This window comes from Stappia sp. ES.058 (assembly GCF_900105595.1).
Lineage (GTDB): Bacteria > Pseudomonadota > Alphaproteobacteria > Rhizobiales > Stappiaceae > Stappia.
In genome coordinates this window covers 2,990,044-3,016,513 of record NZ_LT629784.1, presented here as the reverse complement: position 1 = coordinate 3,016,513, position 26,470 = coordinate 2,990,044, and the positions used below count along the sequence as shown (strand labels likewise).

Genomic DNA, 26,470 nt, shown 5'->3' with positions numbered 1-26,470 from the left:
GGTGCACGGCGCCCTGTCCACGGATGGCGGCGGCGCGGCGAATGACGGCGGCGGTGTCGCTGCCCGGTTTTCCGCGCTGCACAGCCTGTCGCGGGTGTCGACGAACGATGCCGCGTGGCTTGGCAAGGCGGTGGCGCGGCTTGCGCCCCGCGCCGCCAGCGGAGGTGCAAGCCGGCTGACGCCGGCGGGCGCGCCGCTCGAGGCGGCGGTGGTGTGGCCGACACCGGGACTGCGGGTCAGCCTCGATCCGGATCCGGACGGCTCGCCCGCCGATCGGGCGCGATCGTGTCGTGCGGCGTTGTCCCGGCCTCTTGCGGCCGCGCAGGCGGCGGTTGCGGCGCGTGTGGGCGATTGGCAGCGCGATTTCGGGGGGCGCTACGGCGCATGGCTCGGGCTTCGCGTCGCCGGCGGGGAGTTGCGCGACAAGCTCTATCTCGATGTGCCGGAGGGATGTGCCTGGCAGTCTCTCGACGAAGAGATGGCCGGCCAGCCGGCGGTCCTGCCGCGCCGACAAATCCGCCTGACCATGATCGGTCTCGACCCGGCCTCGGGCGGGACGGAATTCTACTATCGCTGCGGTCGCCTGTTTCCTGCCGAGCTCGACACGCTGATGCGTCGCTTCGGCCTGGACGAGCGCGGAGGAGAGGTCGTCGGCTTCCTCACAACCTTGACGCAGCGTACGGTGCGCTTCGAACTCCCGTCCTACGACATGGGCTTCAGCTGCGCCTTCGATGCGCAGGGCCGGGCGCGGGTCTTCACCTGGTATTCCAACGCAACGGCGCTGCTTGGCCCCCCGGAACGGGCGCGGGCCGCCCTGTTGCGTGTCGGAAACGAAGCCGGCTGGCCGATGGACGCCTACGACGCGCTGACCCTGCCGGACGACACCGGCCGGGTGCCCGAACACGGGTTGGTCGGCGTCATGCTGGCGGATGGCCAGCCGCTGCATGCGACTGCCACGGTCGCGCTGGCGCCGCCGCTTGTCGGTGAAAATGGCGCCGGCATGACGGCACGCGAGGTGCGCCATGGCTGATTTGCGGTTTTGCGACCTGCTGGCGCGACAGTGCCTCTCCGGTGCGTTTCCCTCAACCGTCGAAGGACCGGATGGGCCCATCACGGATGAGACCTGTTTCGTCACGGCGCAGGTGGCCCTGATCCTGTCGGATCGTCTCGCCTCACCGGGGGCGAACGGGAACCGGGAGGCGCTGCGCGAAGCGCAAAGGCGCGCCCTCGATTTCATCGAGACCTGCGCGGCCCCCGAAGTGCCGGGAGCTTTTCTGTTCTATCCGCCCGAAGGCACGGCACGGCTCGACATTCGTCTGCCGGCGGATGCCGACGACACCGCGCTCGCCTGGATGGCGCTGGTGGCCGGGGGACGCCGGTCCGCACAAGAGGCCGCCACCACCTTGCCAGCGCTTTATGCAAGCCACTGCGCGCGCGCGGCGCGGCGCGGCGACCCCCCGTTCGTGCGCGCGCCGATGGTCCGGACCTGGCTCGATGCTGAGGCGCCGGCAAATCCCGTCGACCTGATCGTCAATCTCAACGTGCTTGCAAGCCTGGCGCGCGCCGGTGTCGACATGAGCGCGCCGGACGGTTTCGGCGCGCGACTTTGCGCGGGTGTCGCGGCGGCCCTGCCGGATGGTCCGCCGTCGCTGTCGCAGCTTCGGATGCTGGCGCCGTTCTACGCGCATCCGGCCGAACTGACCGAGGCGCTTTCGCGCGCCGCATGTTCCGGCGTTCGCCTGCTCGCGCCCGCGCTTGCGCGGATCGCGCCCGACACAGGTGCAGCCTGGCCGGACGACGACCGGCCGCTTTACTGCAATGCGCACGGGCGACCGGTGTGGCGCTCGCCGACGCTTCAGCTTGCCAGACGCTGCCGCGACGCGGCCAGCGTCGAGACGGTTTCAAACGCGCTTTCCTCATCAGCGATTTCAGGAGGTTTCCATGACTTTCATGCCCAGATCCGCACGCGCTGAGCTGTCCGCGGGAGAATTTCCGGCGGCGCGCGCGAGCACGAAGTACATGGAGACCTTCCAGCTGTCGAAGCCCGCGCTCGGCGGCACCGACATCCGCACCTATCCCAATGCCGCGGGAAACCTTGATCTCTACACGATCGGCACCAACGACGAGATCTACCGGTTGCGGCGCGGCGAGGATGCGGCTGCCCCCTATCACGACACCAACCTGAAGATCACCGGGCGTCAGCTCTTCCTCTACTCCTCGGTCAGCGAAAGCAGCGACACGCCCAACATCCTGTCGCTCGGCGGCAATGGCCAGCTTCGCTATGCCTCCTACAAGCCGGAGACGGAGAATTATTTCCAACAGGAAACCAGGCCCGAGGATGCGACCGAGACGATCCGGCAGTTCCGGGCCGTGCGCGGCGCAACCAACGGCAACATCTATGTGAATGTCATGCTCGACGTGCCCGGTGAGAGCTTCGGTCTGCTTGCCAACAACTTCTTCACGCCTGGCGAAAACACCTGGAACGGCCCCGTCTGGGCGCCGCTGATGGGGCCGGGCGGCACCCAGGCGGAGGTTCTCTCCATCGCCATGGTGGAAAACAGCGTCGTCCAGTCCTCGATCTTCGCGATCGGCAAGGACTATGACGTGCTTTACTGCGAGCAGGCCAACCGCGCGACCCCGCTCAGGGCGCTTGGGTACAAGAAGGCAACGGCGCTTTACGTCGTCGTCGACGCGGAAAACCGGCTCAACATCTTCGCGGTGGAGAAGGATACCGGAAAGCTTCTTTTGAAGAAGGAGCGGAAGTACCAGTCCGGGACGCTGAAACAGTTCGACGACTGGATCCATGTCGATGCGGGGCAGACGGTGTCGCTGACGCAGATCTATGCGTCGATCTGCTTCGACGGGCTGCTGCAGGTCTTCGGCATCGGCACCGACGGTCGGCTGTGGCGTTCCGGTCAGGTGCCGGGAAGCGGGCGTTCGTCCGAGCCGGTCTGGAACACGCTGTTTCCGCTTGGAAACGAGATCCCCAGCGATGCGGGATCCAAGGCCTCGATCTTCACCGTGGGGCGCGACCTCGCCGGCTATGCCGAGGCCTATACGGTGTCCGCCGGCGGCGAGCTCACGCGCTTCTGGCAGTCTCCGACCTCGCAGCAATGGTTCGACGAGCATGTCACGCTCTATCGCGGCGACAACGAGATGGTGCCGGTCGAGACCCATGCGCTGGAACTGGTGGTGCTCGACAATGACGGCATGCCGTTGCCGTTTGCCAAGGTGTCGATCCAGGCGAGCTTCCTGGTGACGCTCTTCGTCGACGGACGGTCCTACCGGTGCAGCCAGCTCAACCGGGTCGGGGTCGAGACGGGACCGAACGGCAAGGTGGTCGTCCATCAACGCGCCAATGCGCTCGCCGCCGCGACGCTTTATGTCGAGACGCCGTCGACGCTTGCCGGCGCGCCGCTTGCGGTCGAGCCGAACCTGCAATTGCAGGAAAAGCTGGAGACGCTGTCGGTCGAGGACATCAAGAACGCCAAGGACGCCTCAGGCGCCTATCTGTTGCCGGCGCAATACCGCACCAGTGACGAATACGCGCAAAGCCTTCAGCAGATCACCCAGTCGTCGATGCAGATCGCCGGTCAGCAGGAGGTCAAGGCGAACAAGGTCGCCTATCACGCGGTGGGACGCGGCCGGGCGGCGCGCGGCTTTTCTCCCAAGCTCAACCTCGCGGCGATGAACGGCACCACCTGGGCGATCGATTTCTCTTCCGGGTTTCCGCAGTACCAGGCGATGACGATGGCGGACGTTGCGGACTGGAAGAGCTCGCGCCTGGAGATGATGCGCGCGAGCAGTGCCGACGGCGCGGAGGTCGCCGGTTTTCTCGGCATCGACTGGGGCGATGTGTGGAACGGCATCAAGAATGCGGCGAAATTCGTCGTCGACGGGCTGGTCAAGATCGTCGTGGAGATCGTCGACGGCATCGGGCGGGTGCTGTTCGAGATCGCCGGCAAGGTGTTCGAGGCAATCATCGAGTTCGCCCAGCAGGCCTTCGACTTCGTGCAGGGCGTGTGGAACTGGCTGAAGGTGAAGCTCAAGCAGCTTTTCGAATGGCTCGCCTTCCTGTTCAACATCGGCGACTTCGTGCGCACGGCGGAGGCGGTGGAACACAACATCCATGTCCTGCTCGACTTTACCGTCGACGGCGTCGAGCACGTCAAGCAGATGATCCTCGGCGGCATCGACACGATGAAGAACAGCCTTCAGGCCACCGTCGACAGTTTCGTGGCCGAACTCAACAAGGCGGACAATCCGACCTACGACCAGTTCTCCACACAAGCGGAAATGTCGGACGATCAGGCCTACCAGTTGGAGCACAATCTCTTTGCCAACGCCTATGAGGAGAACGGCGGCAACGCGAGCGAGAAGGGCAGCACCTCCGTCTCGCTGATGACCCAGACCGCGCTCTCCTCGACGCTGGACGGTCTGGTGACGATGCTGGAAGATCTCGCCGACAACTTCCAGTTCGGCGACGGCAAGGCCGCTTTCGACGAGGCGATCGAGTACTTCACCGCGATCGGCGACAATCCGAACGAGGTGCTCAATCTCCTGATGAGCGGCATCATCAAGGTGATGGAAGCGGTCGCGCTCTTCGCGCTCGATGCGGCCAAGGGGGTCATCGCCGTCTTGATGGACATCATCAAGGACGTGGTGGAGGCCTTCCGCGACGTCTTGTTCGCGGAATGGGAAATCCCGGTCGTCTCGCAGCTTTACAAGTTCTTCACCGGCAAGACGTTGTCGATCCGTGTCAGCCAGATCGCGTCCTACCTGATCGCGATCCCCTCCACGCTGATCTACAAGCTGGCGACCGACACGGCGCCCTTTCCGGACCAGGCCGCGCTCGACGCCTACAAGAATTACATCACCGTCGACTGGCTGAAGTCGAAGTTCGGCATCCAGACGGAAAAGGCCGTTGCGTTCGATTCAAGTCAGGAAAAGGTTGTCGCGCAGGTCGCGCTCGGCTTTTATGCCGGGGCAATGGGCGTGCGGCTCTTCACCGACAATCTCACCGGGTTCCTGAGCGCAACAGCCGTGGTCAAGACAGACGCGCCAACGAAACTGCCGACGAACGTCAAGGACTTCGTCGGCAAGTGGAAACCGAAGGGCAAGGCGCTTGCCGGACTGGGCGCGGTGTTGTTGCGGTACGTTTCGACCTTCTGCACCATGCCCTGGCTGATCCGGCCCGGGTCGCCGGGGCCGAGCTGTCCGGCGGGGGATCCCGGGTTTGCCGGGACGATCTGGATCACCCAGCTCATTTGCGGCCCGACGCGCGGCCTGTTCGTTCTTGCCGCCGTTCCCGGTGGGCGTCCGCGCGTCTATACCGGTGAGCTGACGATCACCCTATGGGGAGTGGCGAACATGATCATGGTGGCGTGGAACTACAACGACACCAAGAACAAGGACACGCTCGCCAAGCTCGGACTGTCGCGCGCCCTGACGAACATCATCCCCGGGCAGATCGGACGGGTCTTGTTTATCCCGGATGTCCAGGAGGCGACCTATTTCATCCCCGCCCTGATTGGCGGAGCGTTGCAAACCGTCGGCTATATCGGATCGGCCGGCATTGCCATCGCCGAACTGGTCGAGGTTGGAAACATGGATGAAAGCCTCTTTGTCCAAGCCTGACAAGACGCGCGGCCGGCTGTCCATCCGGCCGCGCGATCCGTGTTGTCAGCCCAGGTGTTCCCTGAAGAAGGCGATGGTGCGTTCTTCCGCAAGTCTTGCCGCCTCTTCGTCGTAGCGCGGCGTCGTGTCGTTGTGAAAGCCGTGGTTCACATCCGGATAGATGTGCGCGGTATAGGTCTTGTCGGCCGCCTTGAGGGCTGCCTCGAAGTCGGGCCATCCCGCGTTGATGCGCTCGTCGAGCCCGGCGTATTGCAACAGCAGCGGCGCCTCGATCGCCGCCACGTCCTCCGACGCCGGCTGACGGCCATAGAAGGGCACGCCGGCAGCCAGTTCCGGATAGGCGACCGCGATCGCATTGACCACGCCGCCACCATAGCAGAAGCCGACGGCCCCGACCTTGCCGGTGCCGTCCTCGCGCGCCAGCAGATATTCGAAGCCCGCGAAGAAGTCGTTCATCAGCTTGGTGCCGTCGACGGTGCGCTGCAACTCGCGGCCCTTGTCGTCGGAGCCGGGGTAGCCGCCGACCGAGGTCAGGCCGTCAGGGGCGAGCGCCATGAAACCGGCCTTGGCCATGCGCCGCGCGACATCCTCGATGTAGGGGTTGAGGCCACGGTTCTCGTGGATCACGAGCACCGCCGGCAGCTTGCCCGTCACGCCGGCGGGGCGCACCAGATAGCCGTTCACCTCGCCATGGCCGTTGGGCGAGGGATAGGTGATGCGGCTCGCCTCGATGGAGCTGTCGTCGGGCGCGACCTGTTCGGCCAGCGCATAGTTCGGCGACAGCTGGCTGAGCAGCGCCGTCGCCGTGATGCCGCCGACCGCGAATTTGGCGGCGCGGTTCAAGAATGTGCGCCGGTCGATGATGCCGTGCGCGTAGAAATCATAGAGTTCGAGCAATTCCTGGGGAAAGTCCCTGGCGGTCTTGCGCTGTCGCGAGTCGTTGGAAAACGTGCCGAGATCGTCCATTGGTTCCTGCCTTCTCCTGAAAGGTGTCTGCCAGGTGGCCGGGTTCTTTGCCCGGCCGACTTGTCAGAAGGAACATGGGAAGAGATTTCCAGACGGCCAGCCGCCTTGCACTTCCGGGCGCGCAATATCCCGGTCGACCTTGTCGATAGCCGGCGACCGCGCATGCGGGCGTTCATCTCGTCCGGGCCGGTTTTTTCTTTCCCGTTCCGGCCGCGGCCGGCTTCATGTCGTCGCCGGCTGTCTTCAGGATGTCGTGCATGCGCGCGAGCAGCGCCCGGGTGCCCGGTTCCATCTCGTCCGCTGCTCCGACGATGTATTCCACCGTTTCAAGGGCCTTGGCATGTTCGCCAGGCGTTGTCAGCAGGTGGGGCAGGGCGAGCAGGCCGCGTTCCGGCTCGAAATGGGCGATCAGCGTCTGCTCGTGGATCAACCGCGCCCGCGCGGCCGGGTCCATCGCATCGAAGGGCGCATGGGTCGACAGCACTTCGGCGGAGCGCTGCAGGCGGTCGTTGCGCACGGTGCCGCGGCTGTCGGCCATCAGGACCAGCATGCGCACCACGGCCTCGGCGTAGCCGCCGGTTTCCGTGTGATCCAGGGCGGCGAGCACTTCGCGCAGGTTGCGCAGCTCGGTTTGCGGTTTGTGCGCGCGCTTTTTTGCATGGCCCGCGCCGAACCAGGCCGCCATCGGGCTGGCATAGAGCGTCAGGAAGGTCATCTCCGTTGCCATCGCGCGCATGTCGCGCACCAGGTTCCAGCCTTCTTCCACCGTATCGGCCCACAGCCGTTCCAGCGTCAGAAACGGATTGTCCGGATCGGCGGGGCGGCGGATGGCCCGCGTCTGGTCAGCCATGGAGCGCGTTCCCGCCATCAGCGGATTGGCGGAGGCGAGCAGGCGTCGCTGCAGGCGCAAGGGATGAAGCGCGCGGGTCACTTGCGCGGACTGCTCGCTGACGGCGGCCTGCACGAGGGGGCGGACGGTCGTCTCGTAGGCCTCGGCGATGTTTTCCGACAGTCGTGCGACCGCCGCGAAGGCGAATTCCTCGTCGCGGTCGTCGCCGCCGACGCTTTCAATGTCGGAGAACCGGCGCTTGTGGAAGGAGACCGTGAAGCGCTTTTCATGGCCCTCGCCGATGATGTCCTCGATCGTCATCTCGTAGAGACCAGGCGGCAGCGCCTCGATGGTCTTCAACGTCGAGGCCATCTGCGTGTGTTCGCGCCGGGCGACGGAGGAGGACACGAAAATCCCCAAATGGCCGACCTGCTCGTGCACCATGTAGACGATGCGCTGGCCGCGGATCTCGATCTCGCGTTCGTCGGAATAGGTGTCGACGATCCAGTTCAGCGCCTGTTGCGGCGGGGTGATGTTGTCGCCGTGGGAGGCGAAGACGATGATCGGCGCGCGGATGGCCTTGGGATCGACCGGCCGGCCGGTTTCCAGCCGGGCCTCGTTGCGCGACAGCTTGTTGCCGACGAAGAGGTTTTCCACGATCCAGCGGATCTCCGCCTCGTTCATCAGGTAGAAGCCGCCCCACCATTTCTCGAATTCCAGGAAGCGCGTGTCGCCGTCGTCGATGGTGGCGAAAAGGTCGTAATACTTGCGGAACCAGGTGCGCCCGGGATTGAGCGTCTCGAAGTTCATCACCAGATCCGCGCCATCGAAGACCCCGTGGCCGAGATCGGAGGAGACGAGCGCCGGCAGCACGCCGCCCAGCAACCCGCCGCTGTAGCGCATCGGGTCCTGCCCGAGCCGCCCCGACCAATAGGCCATGGGCGCGCCGTTCAGCACGATCGGGCCGGTGAGATCCGGGTTGGTGGCTGCAAGAATGGCGGTGGCCCAGCCGCCCTGGCAGTTGCCGACGACGACAGGGCGGGGCGCCTCGGCATGGCGGCGGTGCACCTCGCGCAGGAATTCGGCCTCCGCGTCCGTCACATCGGCGAGCGTCTGCCCGGGTTCGGGCATCGGCCGGAACGCCACGAAATAGACCGGGTGACCGTCCTTGAGCGCCACGCCGACCTGACTGTCCGGCTTGAAACCGCCGATCCCCGGACCATGGCCGGCGCGCGGATCGATGATCACATAGGGGCGTTTCCAGTCGAACACCTCGACGCCGGCCGGGGGCGTTATCTTCAACAGCATGTAGTTGCTGGGGCGGGGAAGATCGGCCCCGTCGAGGACCGTTTCGTAATCGTAGATCAGCACCGGTGGCGCGCCGGCGGCTTCATGGGAAATGAAGATGTCGCCGCGCTTGCGCAATGTGTCGAGGGTGAGGAGCGCGCGCTGGCTGGCATCGGTCGCATAGTCCGCGCTTGCCTGCACAAGGGCATCCGGCGTGCCAAGCTGGGCGAGGCTGGCGAAGACGCCTTTCCAGGCGGCTTCGGCCGCCGCGCCGCTTTGCTCGGAGGTCTTGTGGATACGGCGGGCATGGCGTTCGAAGGCGACCTGGCACAGATGGTGCTGGCGTGTCGCCGCTTCGTTCCACTGCTCGGCGTCTTGCAGGCGTTGGTCGAAAAGGCGGTGTTGCATGTCGAAACCTCGATGCGTCAGCCGACGATGTGATAACCGCCGTCGATGGGGTGGATGCCGCCCGTGACATTCGTCGCCTCGCGGGAGGCGAGGAAGGCGGCATAGGCGCCGATATCCTCGATGCTGGCCAGGTGGCGGCTGGGCGTGCGAGCCGCATTGGCCGCCATCAGTTCGTCGAAATGCTCGATGCCGCTGGCCGCGCGTGTGGACAAGGGGCCGGGCGAGAGCGCGTGAACGGAGATGCGTTTGGGACCGAGTTCGGCGGCGGCATAGCGGGTGACGGATTCCAGCGCCGCCTTGACCGGTCCCATGATGTTGTAATGCTCGACGACCTTCTCCGAGCCGTAGAACGACACCGTCATGCAGGTCCCGCCCTCCGGCATCAAGGGCTCGGCCCGGCGGATCATGCGCAGATAGGAATGCACCGAGATGTCCATCGCGGTGGCGAAGCCGTCGCGCGAGCAGTCGATCACCCGGCCGTGCAGGTCGTCCTTGGGGCAATAGGCGACGGCGTGAAGCAGGATGTCGAGCTTGCCCCAGCGGCTCTCGATCTGTTCGAACACCGCGTCCATCTCATTGTCTTCGGTCACGTCGAGCGGAGCGACGATCTCCGCGCCAAGCTGCTCTGCAAGCGGGCGCACATGCGGTTCCGCTTTTGCATTCAGATAGGTGACGGCCAGATCGGCCCCCTGTCGGCGGAACGCCTGCGCACAGCCCCAGGCGATGGACTGCTCGTTGGCGATGCCGACGACAAGGGCGCGTTTGCCTTTGAGGGAGAACATGGAAACGGCCTCGTGTCTGCGATCTGCGTGATGGTGCAGTGCAGCATAAAAGGCAATCATGTCGCAACCGTGAATGTCCGCGACCGAGGTCTTGACCGGGCCGGTCCTTGCCGGGGGTTGCAAGCTCTGGTCTCATGCCATCGTTCGTTCAAGTCGTCTGGATTGCGCATCGATGGCCGAAAACATCCCGCCGGGCGAGCGCCCGTCTTCTCCTGCGTCCGAGACCGCCGGCTTCAGGATGCCGGAAGCGCTGGTCTGGGGCGTGTTTCTGGGCGCGGCCGGTGTCGCGCTCGCAGCCCTCGTGCTCTCCGGCGCGAACATCTGGACGCTGGAATACTGGGGAAGCGACGACCGCTCCGCCGTTTTGCGCAATCTCGGGCTTCTTGTGATTGCAATTCCTGCCCTCTATCTGGCGTGGCAACGCACGACCACGGCCTCCCGGCAGGCCGATATCGCCAACGATAACAAGGAGATATCCAACAGGCAACAGCGTGTCGCGGAACGCGGTCTCAACATCGACCGCTACCAGAAGGGCGCGCAGATGCTGGAAAGCAAGGAGCTCTCCGTGCGCATCGCCGGCATTTTCGGCTTGCGCGAACTGGCGATGAGCGATCCGGAGGAAAGCTATATTCTGGTTCAGTCGCTGCTGCTTGCCTTTGTCCGGGAAAAGTCGAAGGAGCGGAAACTCGTTTTACCGGAGGGTGATGCGGACAAGACGGACGCCAAACGCCCGACTTATGAGGACCTCGGTCCGGATATCTGTGAAGCATTGACCGCTACGATTGAGTTGCGTGTTTCCATCTCGACCGCAACGGACTTGGAAGAGGCAGCGGTTTGGTGCCCTAATCTTGCGGACGCCAATCTGTCAGGCGCAAACATCTTATGCGCGAATCTGTTCGGCGCGGGCCTTGTTGGCGCTAACCTATCTGGCGCGGAGCTTTGGCATGCCAATCTGTCCAACGCGTGTCTTGATCACGCCGACCTGACCGGTACGGAGTTGGTATTCGCGAACCTGCGTGGCGCGAACTTAAGAGAGGCCAAACTGTCCGATACGATTCTTACGCATGCTAACCTTACTGATACGATCATTGATGACGCTGATCTGTCCGGCGCGCGCTTCTTAGGCTCCAAGTTAGCCGATGCGTATCTTTCAGGGTGTGATCTTTCTGGCGCGATTCTTTGGAGTGCCAATCTGTCAAATGCGGACCTTGCGGATATCGCGCTCGATGAAGAAACCGACCTCACCGGCATCTGGGCCTGGGCCGACCGTCGGCCGCTTAACATGCCGCCTGAGATCGAAGCCGCCATCGAGTTGCGCGATCCGGCCGAGCGCGAAGAGGGCGACTGACCCGCTTTCGCAGGCCCCACCCTCCGCCGTCACCCCGGCCCCCGAGCCGGGGGCCAATCCACGTTTCCGCGCACTCCGGGGTATCGGGAGGCGGGGCGCTTCGAACCGTGTTGCGGTCCACGCCTGCCGAGGGCGCCAATGGACCCCGGATCTTCGCTTTGCTGCGTCCGGGATGACGGACGGTGATTGGAACGAGGTGCCGCGACCCGTTAGGAAAATGCCAGATCCAACGGGAAACCGGGCACGGGCGTTTCTCCGCAGGTGCGCCGTCGGGGATCGCCCGTCATGTCTCATGTCTTGAAGGCATCGGCCCATTCGGGATGCTTGCGGCGCTGGGCGTTGACGAAGGGGCAAAGCGGCAGGATCAAAAACCCGCCGGCGCGGGCATCGGCCACCAGCCGTTCGACCAGCGCCAGACCGACGCCGGTGCCGCGCAGGCTGTCGGGCACGCCGGTGTGATCGGCGATCACCAGCGTCTCGCTGGCTATCGAGAAGGTGAGTTCCGCCGGCTCGGCGTTGCCCTCGAGCGTTGCGACGTAGCGTCCCTTGGCACCCTCGCGTATCAGTTCGATTGCAATGGGTTGGTCGGTCATTCGCGGGCATCTCCTGCAGGGCGCCGCGCCTGCGGCTGGGGTTTCGGGAAAGGGCGGACCGGGCACGTCTCCCGATCCGCCATATTGGGCTACGCGGCGAGATCGAACAGCAGAAATTCCGCGTTCTCTTGCGCCTCGATGGCGAGTGGTCCCAGCGTCTCGATGCCGAGGCCGTCTCCGGCGGCGAGCGTCTGGCCGTTGACGCTGACGGTGCCGCGCACGAGCTGGAGCCATGCCTTGCGGCCCTCGGCGAGGACGTGCGACACGCTCGCCTCCGGTTTCAGCAGCGCGCCATAAAGCGCCACATCCTGATGGATGGTGACGGAGCCGTCGCGGCCATCGCGCGATCCGAGCAGCACGAGCCGTCCGTCGCGGATCTCCGGCGGGAAGGACTTTTGCTCGTATCCCGGCTCCAGCCCGTTGCGTTCGGGCAGGATCCAGATCTGCAGGAAATGCACCGGCGCGTCCCTGGCGTGATTGTATTCGCTGTGCCGGATGCCGGTGCCGGCGCTCATGCGCTGCAGGTCGCCGGGCCGGATCACCGAACCGGTTCCAATGGAATCCTTGTGTTCCAGCGCGCCCTCCACGACATAGGTGAGGATTTCCATGTCGCGGTGGGGATGCGTGCCGAAGCCGGCGCCGGGGGCCACACGGTCCTCGTTGATTACGCGCAAGGCGCCGAAGCCCATGTGGTTTTCGTCATGATACTGACCGAAGGAAAAGCTGTGGCGGCTGTCCAGCCAGCCGAAATCGGCGCGGCCCCGCTCCTCTGACGGACGATGGATTTGCATCGCTTGGGTCCTTTCAGGTGGCGACGGCGCGCCCGGTTGGCGGGCCGTCTGTTTTCATGTCTGGACCCGAGATGGGATCCGGCAGGCCGCTCAACAACACCCGCCGCAGGTGGCGCATTGTTCATGATCTGGAGACAATGCGCCTGTGGCCCGTCCGACGCGGGAGGCGGGCGAGCTGTTATCGCCCTGTCACACGCTGCTCCTAACAAGACGGATCATTGTTTCCGAAGGAGAGGTTCTTCATGAAGATTTCCGGCATTGGCGCTTTGTGCGCCGCGCTTCTCGCATCGACGGCGGTCTCCGCCGAACCTGTGTTCAACCGCATCGCCTCGTTTCCGGTGAACACCAATCTCCCGGCGGATGTGGCGCAGACGACCGAGACCTCGGCGGAGATCATTTCCGCGACGGACGACGGGCAAATGCTGGTCTATTCCGACAGCCCGCTCGGGGCCGTCGGAATGATCGACATCGCCGATCCCGTCAATCCGCAGCCGGCCGGCGTTGTGATGCTCGACGGCGAGCCGACCGCGGTCGTCGTTGCGGGCGGCAAGGTGCTCGCCGGGGTCAATACGTCGGAAAGCTTTGTCGCTCCGTCGGGCAATCTGGCGGTGATCGACATCGCGTCCAAGACGATCGAAACCACATGCGACGTTGGCGGGCAGCCGGATTCGGTCGCCGTGTCGCCGTCGGGCGGCCTGGTTGCGGTCGCCATCGAGAACGAGCGCGATGAGGACCTGAACGACGGCGTCATTCCGCAGATGCCGGCGGGCAATCTGGTGATCTTCACCCTTGCCGACGGCGTGCCGGATTGCGACAGCAGGATCACGGTCGATCTCACCGGTCTCGCCGAGGTCGCCGGCAGCGATCCCGAGCCCGAGTTCGTCGATTTCAACGCCAATGACGAAATCGCGCTCACGCTTCAGGAAAACAACCACATCGCCGTCATCAACGGCAGGGATGGCACGGTTCTCAGCCATTTCCCGATGCGAGCCGTCGATCTTGAAAATGTCGACGTCGACGAGGAACGTGCCCTGACCTTCGACGGCACGCTCACCGGTGTTCCCCGCGAACCCGATGCCGTCCAGTGGCTCGACACCGACCGTCTGGTGACCGCCAACGAAGGCGATTACAAAGGCGGATCGCGCGGCTTCACGATCTTTTCCAAGTCGGGCGAGGTGCTTTACGATTCCGGTCTCGACTTCGAGTATCGCGTCGCGCTCGCCGGTCACTATCCGGAACGTCGCTCGGGCAACAAGGGCGCGGAACCGGAAGGCATGGAGGTGAAGACCTTCGGCGACACCAATTACATCTTCCTGCTGTCGGAGCGCGGGTCTGTCATTGGCGTCTACAAGGACACCGGCGGCGCGCCCGAGTTCTCGCAGCTGCTGCCGACCGCGCTTGCGCCGGAAGGGGCCGTCGCCATTCCGGAACGCAACCTGTTTGCCGTCTCGAACGAGGCCGACCTCATCGAGGACGGTGGCGTGCGCTCGCATGTCACGCTCTACAGCTATGGTGAGGGCACCCCGGCCTATCCGATGATCGTCTCGCGCATGGACGATGCCGGCCGGCCCATCGGCTTCGGCGCGCTGTCCGGACTTGCGGCGGATCCGGCCCGGCCCGGTATGCTCTATGCGGTCAACGACAGCTTCTACGCCATGCAGCCGACGATCTTCGCAATCGACGCCACCTCGACCCCGGCAACGATCACCGACGCGATCCGCGTGACCCGGGGCGGCCAGCCGGCGCAGCTTCTCGACCTTGAGGGGATCGCGGCCGACGGCGAGGGCGGTTTCTGGCTTGCCTCCGAGGGCCGCACCGACCGGATGATCCCGCACGGGCTCTACCACGTGAACGCCAAGGGCGAGATTCAGACGCAAGTGCCGTTCCCGGCCGAACTGCTGGCGGTCGAGAAGCGCTTCGGCGCCGAAGGCATCACGATGATCGGCGACACGCTCTGGGTTGCGATCCAGCGGTCCTGGGGCGACGATCCGAAAAACACCGTGAAGCTTGTCGCCTACAACACGAAGACCAAGGAATGGGGCGCGGTGCGCTATCCGACCGAACCGGCCGAGACCGGCTGGGTCGGTCTTTCCGAGATCACCGCGCATGGCGATCACGTCTATATTGTGGAGCGCGACAACCAGATCGGCGCAGCCGCGAAGATCAAGAAGCTCTACCGGGTGGCGCAGGCCGATCTTCAGGCCGCAGCGCTCGGCGGCGACCTTCCGCTGGTTGCCAAGGAAGAGGTGCATGACTTCATCCCCGACCTGACGTCGACGGGCGGCTATGTCGTCGACAAGATCGAGGGCTTCGCCATCGATGCCGACGGTGTCGGCTATGCGGTTACCGACAACGACGGTGTCGACGACAGCAATGGCGAGACGCTGTTCTTCTCCATCGGCAAGATGTAACGGCGCCTGACTACGGCGCACCCCGGGCCATCGTCCGGAGCGACCCGATCCCGACCGGCCCGGCGTGACAGCGCCGGGCCGGCGTCGTTCGCGGACTTCAGTCGTCGTCGCAAAGACGCGCTGCCCTCGCCAGATCGATGTCGCGGCGTGCCGCGAGCACGTTCGCGAAGGCATCGGCCAGCGGCGCCTTGCCGGTCTGGGACGGCCGAAGCAGGGTGGTGACGAAGGGAAGCGTTTGGGTCAGGCGGCGCAACACGAGGCCCGTCGGAACAAAATCCAGGGCCGTCAGCGGATTGACCACGGCAATTCCCACGCCTTCGGTGGCAAGCGCGCAGGCGCCGGCACTCGTCTCGACCTCGATCACGGGTCCGTTCAGGGCGGCCGGATCGACCGACGCACCGACCAGGAGCGTGTCGAGCCGGGTGCGATAAGGGTCGCTGGCGGCAAGGCGTATGACCCGGTGCGCCGCGAGATCGACGGGGGTCAGGCCGGATCGGGTCGCAAGCGGGTGGCCCGGCGGCAGGGCGGCAACCTCTGCGCACTCGGTGAAGCGGGTGCCGTGAACGCCCGGCGCCTCGACATCATAGGCCGCGATTGCGATGTCGATCAGTCCTTTCGAGACGGCGTCCCGGATGTCTGCCGAGGCAAGCGGACGGACGAAGACGCTGACGTGCGGGTGACCGGCAAGGAAGTCCAGGAGCGCGCGCGCGATGAAGCCTTGCGCGAAGGCCGGCAGGCAGGCAATGCGAAGATGGCCGACGCGCCGCCGCCGGATGCCTTTCGCGGCCTCCTGGATCCGCAGCATCCCCTGATGGTTTTCTCTCACCGCAACAGCCAGGTCGCGCGCGTCCGGGGTCGGTACGAGCCGGCCCCTGGTGCGGTTGAAGAGCACGAGACCCGTGGCGTCCTCCAACTGCTTTATGGCGCGGGTGATCGATGGCTGGGAGGTGTTGAGAACGCTGGCGGCCGCCGTTGCCGTACCAAGGTCGAGAACGGCGGAAAAGGCATCGAGCTGTGCGGTCGTTATTCTCATGCTCCTATATCAGATCTGTATTGGGTGCCGGTCAATCTTTATTGGATTTGAATGCCGGGCTGCAGAATAACCCCGATGGTTCGGTGGTTCGGTGGTTCGCATGCGTTCGCGGGCGACATGCTATCAGGCCGTGTTCAGTCCCATTCGCAAATATCCAATCGGAGGAAGGTGCATGTTCGCCAGGGACACGACGCCGGTGGCGGGCCAGTTCGACAACGCAAAAGGCGTTGCCTGGGCGAGCGTGGCGGTTGCGCTGTTTGCGCTGATCTTCGTGTCCGGCAAGTGGAGCGGTGGTGTCGCCTCCGCCGCCCAGATCATCTGGCTGCGCTACGTCGGCGGGTTCGTCTGCGTGGTCGCCTGGGCGGTTCTGCGTCGGGTGCGCCTCAACAGCCTTTCCACGTCCCAGCTCCCGGTCCATGCGATCCGTGCGACGGCCGGCGGGGGAGGCGGCATGGCGGCGATCTATGCCGCGACCAACATGCCCGTCGCCGACGCCACGGCCATCGGCTTGCTGGACGGGTTCTTTACCGTTCTTCTCGGAGTGTTTCTGCTCAAGGAAGGCTTCACCTTGCGGCAGTGGGGCGCAGCACTCGTGTGTCTTGCCGGAGCGATGATCGTCGTCGCGGGCGATGGCGCCGGCTTTCGCCTTGCCCCGGAAACCGCCGGTGCCGCGGTCGTGGCGCTTGGCGGCGCGGTGCTCATTGCCGTGGAGAGCATCCTGATCAAGACGCTTGCCCGATCGGAACGCGCGATCGTCGTTCTGCTCTATGTGAACCTGTTCGGCATGCTGCTGTTTGCCGGTCCGGCCCTTTGGCAATGGCAATCGGTTCCCGCCGGCCTGATCGGCGCATTCGTTTTGCTGGGGCCGGTCGCGATTGTCGCGCAGATCTGCAACATCCAGGCGTTCCGGCTGTCCGACGCGGCCCTGATCGGGCCGGTCCGCTACACCTGGATCGTGTTCGGCGCCCTCTTCGGCTGGGCGCTCTTTGCGGAAGTGCCGACGACCGCCACCTGCCTTGGCGGCGTCTTGATCCTGTTTGGCGGGGCCGGCCTTGCGGCCTCGGGGCGGGGGTTCACTCGCCGCCGCGTTTGAACACCATCATCGTGAACAGTCCGAAAGGCCCGGTGCGCTCTTCATGCGTCAGCAGCATGTTTGTGTTGTCGAGGATGGTCTCGCGCCGAAACAGCGGGTCCCAGCCGAGTTTCCCGGCGAAGCGCGCCAGTCCGCGCTCGATCCAGGAAAAGAGGCCGGAGGGCGATGCGAAGTGGTTCACGACGATGACCGTGCCGCCCGGGCGCACGACACGCTCAAGCTCCGCCAGCACGGTCTTGGGATCGGGAACGACGGTCATGACATACATCACCGTCGCCACATCGAAACGGGTGTCCGGATAGTCGAGGTCGGCGGCGTCCATGGCGCGCAGTTCGGCGACATTGCCCAGATGCTTGCGCGCAACCCGCTCGCTTGCGCGCTCCAGCATCGGCTCCGACAGGTCGATGCCGGTGACGGTCAGGTCGCGGTTGTAAAGCGGGAGCGAAAGCCCGGTTCCGACCCCGACCTCCAGAAGGTCGCCGGACAGGCGGTTGGCGGCGCGTGCCGCGGCACGCTGGCCAAATACCAAAGGTGCGGTGAACACCCAGTCGTAGACCGGGGCCCAACGTGCATAGGCGCTCTCGACATCGCTTTGCGTGCCTGCGCCGCTCGATGAGGATGAGAAGACCCGGTCCAGCCATCGTCCCAGCCGCGAAGCACGAATAAAATCTTCGACCATTATGCCGTCGCCGTTGCTTGTGTTGTTCTTGAAGAGTTGCCGGTCGCATGACCGGGAACTGTGCGTTCGATCCATCCGCCGCCGAGCACCCGTGCCCCGTCGCCATCGTCATCGAAGAAGACGCAGGCCTGGCCCGGCGCGACGCCGGTTTCCCCGTCCAGAAGCTCGACCACGGGGACCCCGTCGCGCAGCCTGAGGATCGCCGGTCTCGGCGGACGCGTGGAGCGCACCTTTGCGTGCAACTCAAGGCCCTTTGCGGGGATGTTCTCCAGAAGGCCGGGGCCGATCCAGTTGACGTCGCGCAGCACGATTTCGCGGGTCCCCAGCGCTTCGCGCGGACCGACGATCACCTGCTTTTGCGCGGCATCGAGCCGGACGACATAGAGCGGCTCTCCGGTCGCCACGCCGATGCCCCGGCGCTGGCCGATGGTGAAATGGATGATACCCTGATGGCGTCCGAGCACGCGTCCGTCGAGATGGACGATGTCGCCGGGCTCGGCGGCGTCGGGCTTGAGCCGCTCGATCACATCGGCGTATTTGCCCTGCGGCACGAAGCAGATGTCCTGGCTGTCTTGCTTCTCGGCAACGGACAATCCGAACTCGCGGGCGAGCTCGCGCGTTTCCGTCTTGGTCATGCCGCCCAGGGGAAAGCGCAGGAAGTCGAGCTGGTCCTGGGTCGTGGCGAAGAGGAAATAGCTCTGGTCCCGATCGAGATCGACCGGGCGGTGCAGCGCCCGGTGATTGCCGACCATGCCGGTGCGCACGTAGTGACCTGTTGCAAGCACGTCGGCGCCGAGTGTCTTTGCCGTCTCCAGGAGGTCGGAAAACTTGACGGTCTGGTTGCAGGCCACGCAGGGGATCGGGGTTTCGCCGGCGATGTAGCTTTCGGCAAACCGTTCGATCACCGCCTCGCGGAACCGGTCTTCATAGTCGAGCACGTAATGGGGAATGCCGAGACGTTCGGCGACCCGGCGCGCGTCCTGGATATCCTGGCCTGCGCAGCAGGCCCCTGTCCGGTGCACGGCTTCGCCGTGATCGTAGAGCTGGAGCGTCACGCCGACGACGTCGTATCCCTCACGCTGCATCAGCCCGGCCACGACGGAGGAATCAACGCCGCCGGACATGGCGACGACGACCCTTGTGTCTTGCGGTCTCTTCGGCAGATCGAGACTGTTGAGCATTGTTCTTGCCTTGCGGTGTGAGCCGGCACGCCCGGCGATCCCGCCCGGCGCATGCCGCCCGATGAATTGTGGTTGCCCGGTCGATCGACGCATGTCGAGCGTTCCCGGGACACTGGCTGGGCGCCGGCCGATGCGCCGCACCTTGCGTTGCCGGGACTATAACGGAGTCGGCTGGCCAACGCCAAGCGCCGCCGGATGGACGGTCCCGAATGCGCTCCACACCCGGCAATCCTTTCCCGGTGCGGCAAAGCTTTCCGGGTATGTGAGGCCATTGTGTTGTTCAGGCAAGGAGGAAATCCTCCCGTTTCCGCCGAAAACGCCAATTTCGCGGAGTTGGCCCGGCATTTGCTGACAGGTTTGGCAGATGATTGCGTGCGGAGTCCGTAACGGCGGACGACGCGGCTGCCAGTGGAGAGATGCGTGACACTCGCCAATTCCATTTCCACGCCCGCAACGCCCGCCAGCGCGGCTTTGTCGGGCCAGGGTGCCAAGTCAAAGGCGGCCGCGGGTGCGCCCGCCGTGCCGTCGATGTTTGCCAAGCAACTCGGCTCCGTGAGTGGCGACGTCTCGGCTCGTGCGCTGTCTGCGGCCAAGAGTGCTGCGTCCGGCGCGCAGGCCAGCGCCATCCTTGCCGGTGGCGCAACGGCGCCGGTGAGCGTGACGGGGACTGCGACGGGCACGGGACCCCTCATTGCCGGCGGGACCTCGGCTCAAATGGCAGGAACGCCCTTCGCTATCTCCGGAGCCGCGCTCGCCATGTTCGGAAATGCCGGACAGGGGACCGGATCTGTGCTGCCGACGAACCCGGCCGCGTCCGCTGGCAATGTCCCGGCGGTTCCGGTTGCAGGCGCGGCGGGCGCTCCGGCCCAGACCGTCGATGCCGTCACCGAAACAGAAACGGCAGCGACGCCGGACGCCGTCGCGACCCTCACCGTGGAGACTGCGGCTCCCGCGTCGATGTCTGCGCCCGTCCGTCCGGCTCCCTCTCTTGTGGCGGGTGTGATGCCGGGTGACGCCTCCACTGAGGAAACCCTGGCGACGGGGCAGGCCGCCTCCGCGAATGGTCTGGCTGCACGTGCCGCCGGCGCGGGTGGAAAATCGAACAACATGCCCGGAGAGGTGCCAGCCGCCGCGGCTGGCGGGATCGAAGACGGCACGCCCGGATCGGGCGCACCTGCGCAGGGCAAGGCGGGATCGCCTCCCGGGCTTGAGCCCGGGTCCGTGGCATCGCTTGCGGGCGTGAAACCGGCAAGCGTCGGGGCGCCGGCGATCGGGGCCGCCCTTGCGGCCGGAAATCCAGTCAGCGCCATGCGGTCCGCCACGGTGACGGATGCCGCCATCACGGCAGGCCCCGCTCCGACGACCGGCGCGACGTCGCAGCTTGGCGCGGGCCAGCACGCACCTTCGGCGGAGCCTTCGTCCGCCACGCCGCAGACCGCCACGCCACAGACCGTTGCAGCGACAGGCACCACGGGTGTGGCCGTGCCGGCGCCTCAGAACGGTCCGGCCTCCGGTGTTCCGGAGCAGACGATTGCTTCCGCCGCCCCGGCGTCTGCCGGGTCCGCGACCCTGTCGTCTCCGTCGTCCGTCGCCGATGAGGCCGCTGGCCTTTCTGGCGTGCCGACGGGCGAGCAGGTGACGGGCCCGGCGCAGCCGCGATCCGCCGCACAAGCGCCGATACCGGCACTTGTGCGGGCGTCGGCGCAGCCACCGGGTCAAGCAACAGCGCAAGTCCCGGCCATGACCCCGACCGGCGCTCCGACCGGCGCCGAGAGCGCCTCGTCTCCGCCGGCGGACGCACCGGCTTCACAGGAGGCCGCGGTGGCACCGGCGGCAGCGAAGAGCGCGCCGCAGCCGGATGCCTCCGGGATCGTCGCCAGGCAGGAGGCCAGCACGGTCGCCGCGCCGCACATGTCGCTCGTCAAGCCATCCGCCACGAGCGGGGCGACGTCGGGTGCCGCCACACCGGTAATCGATCAGGCCGCGCAGCCTGAGGGATCGGCCGGGACGGGCGAAAGCGACGGCAAGGCGGCCGCGCAGGATCAGGCGCCGCGCAGCGGACGCGATCCGGCCACGCTTCGCGCCACGACCCAGATGGCGATAAACGCTCCGGCCCGCGATCTCGGACAGCCGGTCGCGATCGGCACCGGCGACGCCCCGAATGGGGAGGCCACATCCACGCTCGCGAAAGCCCTGGCGGCTGACGGGGCGTCGACCGAAGACACAGCCTCCGACCACAAGCCGCCGGCACCCACGCCGGCCGTCGCACAACCTGCCCAGACCGCGACCCTGCGCGCCGGCGTGAGCGCGGCCGCGCTCGCCTTCGCTGCCGCCATCACCGACGGCCAGGCGAAGGCCGGCGATGCCGGGTTGGACTTCGACGGCTTCGGCGAGCCCGGTCTGCGGGGCGACACGGCCCAGCAGGCGGCGGCAACCGCACGGGCCGCGGCGACAGCTCCGCTTCCCCAGCAGGCCGCCGCTGCGACCGTCCATCTTGCGGCCGAAATCGCCCGGTTCGCGTCCAAGGGGTCGACACGCTTCCAGATCCGCATGGATCCGCCCGAAATGGGCCGAATCGACGTGGACCTCAAGATCGGCAAGGACGGCAGCGTGCGGGCGCATCTCGCGGTGGAACGCAGCGAGACGCTCGACATGTTCCTGCGCGACCAGCGCAGCCTGGAGCGCGCGCTCGATGCGGCCGGGCTGAAACTCGAAAACGGCTCGGTGCAGCTCAGCCTCAAGGATCAGGGCGGCTTTGGCGGCTTTCAGCGTCAGGACGGGCAGGACGAGGGTCACGCTGACGGCCCTGGCGGCGACGCAGACGGTGGCGAGATGGATGCCGAGGGGCCGGTGACGGTCTCGCGCGTTCAGGTGACAGGCGCCAGCGGCGCGCTAGACATTCAGATTTGACCGCACGGCCGACAACGGCAGAACGGATCAGGAGAGAGACGGATGACCGGAATCACCGGACTTAGCGATCAGATAAGCGCGGCTGCGGCGGCGTCGAATTCCACATCTTCGGCGAAGTCCGCCCTGAACAGCAACTATGAGCTGTTCCTGTCGATGCTGACGACGCAGATCCAGAACCAGGATCCGCTCGATCCGACAGATTCGTCGAAATACACCGAACAGCTCGTTCAGTATTCGTCTGTGGAACAGCAGATCAAGACCAACGACCAGCTGGGCAACATGCTTCAGGTGATCGCCTCCTCGACCGCTTCGAGCTATGTGAGCTACCTCGGCACCAATGTCGTGGCATCGGGCGCCTCGACTGAGCTCAGCAATGGCGAGGCATCCTGGACCTATGACGCGGGCGAGGGCGGAAAGGCCCGGGTCGAGGTGCGCAACAGCCTCGGCGCGGTGGTCTATACCGGCGACACGACCCTGGCGCAGGGGCGTGACACCTTCGAATGGGACGGGCGCACGTCCGCCGGATCGCAAGCGCCGGACGGCCAATACTCGATCGCGATCGGGCGTTACGATGCCAATGGCGCGCCGAGCGTCCGGGTGCCGACCGAGGTGTCCGGCACGGTCGATGGCATCGAGTTTTCGGAGGGCGGCGCGGTGCTGACGGTCGGCGGCGCGCGCATCCCCGCCAATGCGGTCATTTCCGTGAACCGCAGCTGATCGTCAGCCTCTTACCGCAATGTCCCGCACCGACCCGGCCCACGCCATCATCAATGGCGCGGGCCGTCTGCTTTTGCGTTGCCATCTTCCGCCCGCGGGGCCGTGGCACGACATTTTCGCCGCCGCGAGGGGCAAATTGGGCGTGAGCGAAAGACAAAACCCCGTGCCTTCCGGCAAACTTCTTTTGCCTTTTTTTCCAAGGGCCTTCCGGCTTCTCATTTTGCGAGACGTCCAAAACGCCTATTTCCTCAAGGTTTGCCTTGTATCGCGCTTCCGTTGAGGCGGGCTGAGTCGTTCTAATTCTTACCGAATTGTTGCTTGAGCCTTAGTCAAATTTTAAAGCCGTATAGCTACTGTCATAGTCAACGTGGTCATGTTGAGTGTGAGAGTACAATGACCGAACGAGCAAGTGTACGAGTCAAATATGTTATCGGCCCAGACGGGTCGCCGCTTACGATCGCCGACCTTCCGCCGGTGACAACGCGTCGATGGGTCATCCGCCGCAAGGCGGAAGTCGTCGCCGCCGTTCGAGGCGGGTTGTTGTCGCTGGACGAGGCGTGCAAACGCTATACGCTGACGGTTGAGGAATTCCTCTCCTGGCAGAGTTCCATTGACCGGCACGGACTTGCCGGCCTGCGGGCGACGCGCGTGCAACACTACCGGAATTGAAGCGAACGGGCGGCACACGCCCCTTCGGCTTCCCACGACAAAAGGGCCGGCGTTTCGCCGGCCCTTTTGTCGTGGGCCCGGCCCCGGCCCGGAATTCGTGTCTGTCCGGTTGCCGTTGCGTCGTTTGGTCCATGGGCGGACGCGGGACGGGCGGTGACTCGTTTGCCTTTTTCAAATTCGTTAAATCGACCGGCGGATCTTGCCGGGTCTCTTTCGCATTTCGCCAAGGATAAAGCGCGGAATTCCGCCATCTTCACCAATTCCTAACGTTCGTTAACACCTTGTTTACCATCTGGCGGGCAAATTTTGCCTACCGGTCGTCCGGGGGAGCTTTTTCACCATCCCCTCATCCCCAGGCTCCCCTGGATGGCGCGGTCTCCTGAAGGCTCTACCAAGCGTATCGGATGGGTGGCTCGTGAACGGACTTGCGGAACTCGTAAAAACACTCGGCCCGACCCGCATTGCTGCCATGGGTGCGGTTGCCGCCATTCTCGTGGGCGTCTTTGCCTTCATCATGCTGCGCATCACCACGCCGCAGATGACGCCGCTCTATACCGACCTCACCTTCGAGGATTCCTCCGCCATAGTGTCGCAGCTGGAAAGCCTGGCGGTTCCGCATGAACTGCTCAACGACGGCGCGACCATCCTGGTGCCTGAGGAAGACGTCTTCCGCACGCGGATGCGCCTCGCCGAACAGGGCCTGCCGCTCGGCGGATCCGTGGGCTACGAAATCTTCGACAAGGCCGACACGCTCGGCTCCACGAGCTTCGTGCAAAACATCAACCGGACGCGGGCGCTGGAAGGCGAGCTTACTCGCACGATCCGCTCCATCAGCCGCATCAAGTCGGCCCGCGTGCATCTGGTGATCCCGGAGCGCAAGCTGTTTCAGCGCGACCACCAGCCGCCAACCGCCTCCATCGCGCTGAGTGTGCGGGGGACGCTCGATCCCGGGCAGATCCGTGCCATCCAGCATCTCGTCGCCACGGCGGTCGAGGGGCTGCAGCCGAACTACGTGTCGATCGTCGACGAGACCGGTCGCCTGCTTGCCAGTGGTGCCGGCGAAGAGGGCGAGGGCTTCATCGCCTCGTCGCTCCAGGAGCGCCGCCAGTCGATGGAAGCGCGGGTGCGCACGCAGATTGAAGAGATCGTGAACTCGGTCGTCGGTGTCGGCCGCTCGCGGGTGCGCGTCGCCATGGAGCTCGATCACAACCGCATCACCGAGACACAGGAAACCTACGACCCGGACGGTCAGGTTGTGCGCTCCACCCAGACGCGGGAGGAGAATTCCTCGACCATCGGCCGCCGCGGGGCGGTGACCGCCGCCAACCAGTTGCCCGAGGCTGATCAGCAGGACGGCGAGAATTCCGACCGCGATATCGCCAATCAGGCCGAGGAAATCGTCAACTACGAGATCTCCAAGTCGGTCAAGACCGAGGTTGTCGAGGCAGGCGGTGTGGATCGTCTTTCGGTCGCGGTCCTGGTCGACGGCGTTTACACGCCCGATGAGAACGGCGATCTGGTCTATGCCCCGCGCTCCGAGGAAGAGCTGGAGCGCATAGCCCTGGTGGTGCGTTCGGCGGTCGGCTACGACGAGGCGCGCGGCGACACGGTGGAAGTCGTCAATCTCCGCTTCGCCCAGGCGCCCAACAGCGTTCTTGCCGACGAGGAGGCCGGCCTGTTCGAGTTTACCCGTTCCGACATCATGCGGTTCATCGAGCTCGGCGTGCTGTTCCTGATCGCTCTGCTTCTCACGCTGTTTGCGGTGCGCCCGCTGATCAAGCGGATCCTGAGCGTCGAGGAGGCAGAGCCGCAGGGGCTGCTGTCGGCAGACGGTCAGCCGATGGACAACACCATGATCGCCGACCAGTCCTCGGACGCCGGCATCGAGGTCGACGAGGATGGCGAGCCGCGCATCGAATGGCTCGAGGAAGCCCAGGCGCAGGGCGCCGTGCAGGTCGCCACCATCGCCAAGGTTGGCGGGCTCATCGAGGAATATCCCAATGAAGCCGTCGGGATCATCCGCAGCTGGATGAATGAAGCAGCATGAGCATCGCAAGCACCATCCAGACGGCCGGCACCCATCTGACAGTCAGCGAAGGGGGGAAGGAGCGCGAGCTCAAGGGCCCGGAGCGCGTGGCGGTTCTTCTTCTCGCGCTTGGCGAGAAGCACGGGCGACGGATCTGGGAAAAGCTGGACGAAATGGAGGTCCGTGAGGTCTCCGCCGCCATGTCGCGGCTTGGCCCGGTCACGCCGAAGATGCTGGAGGAGCTCTTCGTCGATTTCGTGAAGAAGATCTCGTCGAACGGCGCACTGAACGGCAACGTCGATGTCACCGAGCGGTTGCTGTCCAGCTTCCTGCCGGGGGATCGCGTCAATGTGATCATGGAGGAAATCCGCGGGCCGGCCGGCCGCAACATGTGGGAAAAGCTCTCCAACGTGCAGGAGAACGTTCTCGCCAACTACCTGAAGAACGAATACCCGCAGACCGTCGCTGTCGTGCTCTCGAAGATCGATCCCGACCATGCCGCCAAGGTTCTGGGCATCCTGCCCGAGGAACTGGCGCTGGAGGTCATCTCGCGGATGCTCAAGATGGAAGCGATCCAGAAGGAGGTTCTGGAGAAGGTCGAGCAGACGCTGCGCGTCGAGTTCATGTCCAACCTGACCAACACCTCGCGCCGCGACAGCCACGAGATGATGGCCGATATCTTCAACAATTTCGACCGGCAGACGGAAGCCCGTTTCCTGGCCGCGCTGGAAGAGGAAAACCGCGAATCGGCCGAGCGGATCAAGACGCTGATGTTCACCTTCGACGACCTGATGAAGCTCGACGCGGGAAGCTGCCAGACGTTGCTGCGCAGCGTCGAGAAGGACCGGCTGGCGATTGCGCTGAAGGGTGCGTCGGAAACCGTTCGCGACTTCTTCTTCGGCAACATGTCGTCGCGCGCGGCGAAGATGATGCAGGACGACATGGAAGCTCTCGGGCCGATCCGACTGCGCGACGTCGACGAAGCGCAGTCCGGAATGGTCGCAACCGCCAAGGATCTCGCCGCCAAGGGAGAGCTCATGCTCTCCAAGAGCAAGGGCGACGACGAAATCATCTACTGAATGGCCTGAAACCCGATGATGACACGATTTG

19 protein-coding genes are annotated in these 26,470 nt (G+C 65.1%); 11 read left to right on the top strand and 8 right to left on the bottom strand.

What is annotated here, in order from left to right:
• Window position 1 precedes the first annotated feature (1 nt).
• Genes BLU32_RS14045 through BLU32_RS14035 form a run of 3 tightly spaced genes read left to right on the top strand, consistent with a single transcriptional unit; the run spans window position 2 to window position 5,637 of the window.
• Window positions 2-1,030, top strand: a complete 1,029-nt coding sequence (locus tag BLU32_RS14045; protein ID WP_093807931.1) for a hypothetical protein — start codon at window positions 2-4, stop codon at window positions 1,028-1,030.
• Window positions 1,023-1,973, top strand: coding sequence for a hypothetical protein (locus BLU32_RS14040; RefSeq protein ID WP_093807929.1), 951 nt, complete (start codon window positions 1,023-1,025; stop codon window positions 1,971-1,973). Before BLU32_RS14045 ends, BLU32_RS14040 begins: the two co-directional genes overlap by 8 nt.
• Window positions 1,942-5,637, top strand: a complete 3,696-nt coding sequence (locus tag BLU32_RS14035) for a hypothetical protein (RefSeq protein WP_157727682.1) — start codon at window positions 1,942-1,944, stop codon at window positions 5,635-5,637. Before BLU32_RS14040 ends, BLU32_RS14035 begins: the two co-directional genes overlap by 32 nt.
• 45 nt (window positions 5,638-5,682) lie before the next feature.
• Here the strand turns inward: BLU32_RS14035 and yghX are convergent, their stop codons facing one another.
• The 3 genes from yghX to fabI form a co-directional block, all read right to left on the bottom strand.
• The gene (gene yghX / locus BLU32_RS14030) at window positions 5,683-6,603 is read right to left on the bottom strand and encodes a YghX family hydrolase (RefSeq protein ID WP_093807925.1); all 921 of its coding nucleotides are present in this window, start codon (window positions 6,601-6,603) and stop codon (window positions 5,683-5,685) included.
• 172 nt (window positions 6,604-6,775) lie between these two features.
• Window positions 6,776-9,127, bottom strand: a complete 2,352-nt coding sequence (locus tag BLU32_RS14025; RefSeq protein ID WP_093807923.1) for a DUF3141 domain-containing protein — start codon at window positions 9,125-9,127, stop codon at window positions 6,776-6,778.
• Between the two features lie 17 nt (window positions 9,128-9,144).
• Window positions 9,145-9,909, bottom strand: a complete 765-nt coding sequence (gene fabI / locus BLU32_RS14020; RefSeq protein ID WP_093811056.1) for an enoyl-ACP reductase FabI — start codon at window positions 9,907-9,909, stop codon at window positions 9,145-9,147.
• 172 nt (window positions 9,910-10,081) lie between these two features.
• Here fabI and BLU32_RS14015 point away from each other — a divergent pair, with 172 nt between their 5' ends.
• Entirely contained in the window at window positions 10,082-11,257 is a 1,176-nt protein-coding gene (locus BLU32_RS14015; RefSeq protein WP_157727681.1) for a pentapeptide repeat-containing protein, read from the top strand.
• A gap of 290 nt (window positions 11,258-11,547) precedes the next feature.
• Here the strand turns inward: BLU32_RS14015 and BLU32_RS14010 are convergent, their stop codons facing one another.
• Together BLU32_RS14010 and BLU32_RS14005 are read right to left on the bottom strand one after the other, a co-directional pair.
• Entirely contained in the window at window positions 11,548-11,850 is a 303-nt protein-coding gene (locus BLU32_RS14010; RefSeq protein ID WP_093807919.1) for a GNAT family N-acetyltransferase, read from the bottom strand.
• Between the two features lie 89 nt (window positions 11,851-11,939).
• Entirely contained in the window at window positions 11,940-12,641 is a 702-nt protein-coding gene (locus BLU32_RS14005) for a pirin family protein (RefSeq protein WP_093807917.1), read from the bottom strand.
• A 242-nt stretch (window positions 12,642-12,883) separates the two neighbouring features.
• Here BLU32_RS14005 and BLU32_RS14000 point away from each other — a divergent pair, with 242 nt between their 5' ends.
• Window positions 12,884-15,052 carry an esterase-like activity of phytase family protein gene (locus BLU32_RS14000; protein WP_093807915.1) on the top strand — a complete coding sequence of 723 codons (2,169 nt, stop codon included), beginning with the start codon at window positions 12,884-12,886 and terminating at the stop codon, window positions 15,050-15,052.
• Between the two features lie 97 nt (window positions 15,053-15,149).
• Here BLU32_RS14000 and BLU32_RS13995 read toward each other — a convergent pair whose 3' ends face one another.
• Window positions 15,150-16,085: a LysR substrate-binding domain-containing protein gene (locus tag BLU32_RS13995; protein WP_093807914.1), complete on the bottom strand. Its 936-nt coding sequence runs from the start codon at window positions 16,083-16,085 to the stop codon at window positions 15,150-15,152.
• A 172-nt stretch (window positions 16,086-16,257) separates the two neighbouring features.
• Between BLU32_RS13995 and BLU32_RS13990 the strand changes: the two genes are divergently transcribed.
• A complete protein-coding gene (locus BLU32_RS13990; protein ID WP_157727680.1) occupies window positions 16,258-17,178 on the top strand; it encodes a DMT family transporter in 921 nt (306 codons plus the stop codon).
• On the opposite strand, the gene BLU32_RS13985 is transcribed toward BLU32_RS13990, so the two are convergent.
• Window positions 17,159-17,857, bottom strand: a complete 699-nt coding sequence (locus BLU32_RS13985) for a class I SAM-dependent methyltransferase (protein WP_093807910.1) — start codon at window positions 17,855-17,857, stop codon at window positions 17,159-17,161. The genes BLU32_RS13990 and BLU32_RS13985 overlap by 20 nt on opposite strands.
• Window positions 17,857-19,038: a tRNA 2-thiouridine(34) synthase MnmA gene (gene mnmA, locus BLU32_RS13980; RefSeq protein WP_093807908.1), complete on the bottom strand. Its 1,182-nt coding sequence runs from the start codon at window positions 19,036-19,038 to the stop codon at window positions 17,857-17,859. The genes BLU32_RS13985 and mnmA overlap by 1 nt, the downstream gene beginning before the upstream one ends.
• A gap of 420 nt (window positions 19,039-19,458) precedes the next feature.
• Here mnmA and BLU32_RS13975 point away from each other — a divergent pair, with 420 nt between their 5' ends.
• The 5 genes from BLU32_RS13975 to fliG all read left to right on the top strand — a co-directional run bounded on the left by BLU32_RS13975 (window position 19,459) and on the right by fliG (window position 26,439).
• Window positions 19,459-21,948 carry a flagellar hook-length control protein FliK gene (locus BLU32_RS13975; protein WP_093807906.1) on the top strand — a complete coding sequence of 830 codons (2,490 nt, stop codon included), beginning with the start codon at window positions 19,459-19,461 and terminating at the stop codon, window positions 21,946-21,948.
• Between the two features lie 42 nt (window positions 21,949-21,990).
• Window positions 21,991-22,665 (top strand): flagellar hook assembly protein FlgD, encoded by a 675-nt coding sequence (locus BLU32_RS13970; RefSeq protein ID WP_093807904.1) that lies wholly within the window; start codon window positions 21,991-21,993, stop codon window positions 22,663-22,665.
• Window positions 22,666-23,058: 393 nt separating this feature from the next.
• Complete coding sequence (locus tag BLU32_RS13960; protein ID WP_093807900.1) at window positions 23,059-23,334, top strand: DUF1153 domain-containing protein; 276 nt, start codon at window positions 23,059-23,061, stop codon at window positions 23,332-23,334.
• Between the two features lie 415 nt (window positions 23,335-23,749).
• Window positions 23,750-25,381 (top strand): flagellar basal-body MS-ring/collar protein FliF, encoded by a 1,632-nt coding sequence (gene fliF / locus BLU32_RS13955; protein WP_093807898.1) that lies wholly within the window; start codon window positions 23,750-23,752, stop codon window positions 25,379-25,381.
• Window positions 25,378-26,439: a flagellar motor switch protein FliG gene (gene fliG, locus BLU32_RS13950; RefSeq protein ID WP_093807896.1), complete on the top strand. Its 1,062-nt coding sequence runs from the start codon at window positions 25,378-25,380 to the stop codon at window positions 26,437-26,439. The genes fliF and fliG overlap by 4 nt, the downstream gene beginning before the upstream one ends.
• Window positions 26,440-26,470 lie beyond the last annotated feature (31 nt).